Source organism: Flaviaestuariibacter terrae, assembly GCF_054777635.1.
This window is the reverse complement of the sequence record NZ_BAAHAL010000005.1, coordinates 861-3,572: the sequence shown is the minus strand read 5'-3', so window position 1 is coordinate 3,572 and position 2,712 is coordinate 861. Positions and strand designations below refer to the sequence as shown.

1 protein-coding gene is annotated in these 2,712 nt (G+C 57.7%); it reads left to right on the top strand.

Annotation, left to right across the window (positions count from 1 at the left end; genetic code table 11):
- The coding region (locus ACYU7Z_RS00685; RefSeq protein ID WP_460566599.1) for a hypothetical protein at positions 1-2,712 on the top strand (2,712 nt) is incomplete at both ends.

The window sequence follows — 2,712 nt, the reverse complement described above, 5'->3', positions numbered from 1 at the left end:
CTTGCACCACCTTCAGTTGGCATGGATCTACGTACACAACCTCCGGCAACTACAACTTCTTCTCCACCGGCGTCAATGGCTGCCCCGATACGGTGACCCTGCACCTGACCATCAACCAGGGTGTGCATACCGATACCACGGCTACGGCCTGTACTACCTTCTCGTGGCACGGACAGACATACCTGGCTTCCGGCAACTACAACTTCTTCTCCACCGGTGTCAACGGCTGCCCCGATACGGTGACCCTGCACCTGACCATCAACCAGGGTGTACATACCGATACCACGGCTACAGCTTGTACCACCTTCAGCTGGCATGGATCTACTTATACTACGAGTGGCAACTACAACTTCTTCTCCACGGGCGTCAATGGCTGCCCCGATACAGTCACCCTGCACCTGACCATCAACCAGGGCGTGCATACCGATACCACGGCTACCGCTTGCACCACCTTCAGCTGGCATGGACAGACATACCTGGCTTCCGGTAACTACAACTTCTTCTCCACCGGTGTCAATGGCTGCCCCGACACGGTGACCCTGCACCTGACCATCAACCAGGGTGTACATACCGATACCACGGCTACAGCTTGTACCACCTTCTCGTGGCATGGACAGACATACCTGGCTTCCGGTAACTACAACTTCTTCTCCACGGGTGTCAACGGCTGCCCCGATACAGTCACCCTGCACCTGACCATCAACCAGGGCGTGCATACCGATACCACGGCTACGGCTTGTACCACCTTCTCGTGGCACGGACAGACATACCTGGCTTCCGGCAACTATAACTTCTTCTCCACCGGCGTCAATGGCTGTCCCGATACGGTGACCCTGCACCTCACCATCAACCAGGGTGTGCATACCGATACCACGGCTACGGCTTGTACCACGTTCAGCTGGCATGGAGCTACGTACACAACCTCGGGCAACTATAACTTCTTCTCCACGGGCGTCAACGGCTGCCCCGATACGGTGACCCTGCACCTCACCATCAACCAGGGTGTGCATACTGATACCACAGCTACCGCTTGTACCACCTTCAGCTGGCACGGACAGAGCTATACCGCAAGTGGCAACTACAACTTCTTCTCCACCGGCGTCAACGGCTGCCCCGACACGGTTACCCTGCACCTGACCATCAACCAGGGTGTGCACACCGACACCACGGCCACAGCTTGTACCACCTTCAGCTGGCATGGATCTACTTATACTACAAGTGGCAACTACAACTTCTTCTCCACCGGCGTCAACGGCTGCCCCGACACGGTGACCCTGCACCTGACCATCAACCAGGGTGTGCATACCGACACCACGGCTACGGCCTGCTCTGTGTTTGCCTGGCACGGACAGAGCTATACCACGAGTGGCAACTACAACTTCTTCTCCACCGGCGTCAACGGCTGCCCCGATACGGTGACCCTGCACCTGACCATCAACCAGGGTGTGCATACCGATACCACGGCTACAGCCTGTACCACCTTCTCGTGGCACGGAGCTACCTACACAACCTCCGGCAACTACAACTTCTTCTCCACCGGCGTCAACGGCTGCCCCGATACAGTGACCCTGCACCTCACCATCAACCAGGGTGTGCATACCGATACCACGGCTACGGCTTGTACGCAGTTTGTATGGCATGGCCAGACATACCTGGCTTCGGGCAACTACAACTTCTTCTCCACCGGTGTCAATGGCTGCCCCGATACAGTCACCCTGCACCTCACCATCAACCAGGGCGTGCATACCGATACTACCGCCACAGCCTGCGCCCAGTATGTATGGCACGGACAGACCTATACTACATCTGGAGACTACAGCTTCACGACTCCCAATGGTGCCTGCACCGATACCACCGTACTGCACCTGACCATTGCCAATGGTACCCATACCGATACCACCGCCACGGCTTGCGGAACCTTCTCCTGGCATGGTGCCACCTACACGTCTTCGGGTGACTACAGCTTCACAGCTCCCAATGGAGCCTGTACCGACACCACCGTACTGCACCTGACCATCGCCAACGGTACCCATACTGATACCACCGCTACGGCCTGCGCAACCTTCTCCTGGCATGGTGCTACCTACACGTCCTCGGGTGACTACAGCTTCACAGCTCCCAATGGAGCCTGTACCGACACCACCGTACTGCACCTGACCATCGCCAACGGTACCCATGCCGATACCACCGCTACAGCCTGCGCAACCTTCTCCTGGCATGGTGCTACTTACACGGCTTCGGGTGACTACAGCTTCACAGCTCCCAACGGAGCCTGTACCGACACCACCGTGCTGCACCTGACCATCGCCAACGGTACCCATACTGATACCACCGCTACGGCCTGCGCAACCTTCTCCTGGCATGGTGCTACCTACACGTCCTCGGGTGACTACAGCTTCACAGCTCCCAATGGTGCCTGCACCGACACCACCGTGCTGCACCTGACCATCGCCAACGGTACCCATACTGATACCACCGCTACGGCCTGCGCAACCTTCTCCTGGCATGGTGCTACTTACACGGCTTCGGGTGACTACAGCTTCACAGCTCCCAATGGAGCTTGTACCGACACCACCGTGCTGCACCTCACCATCGCCAACGGTACCCATACTGATACCACCGCTACGGCCTGCGCAACCTTCTCCTGGCATGGTGCTACTTACACGGCTTCGGGTGACTACAGCTTCACAGCTCCCAACGGAGCTTGTACCG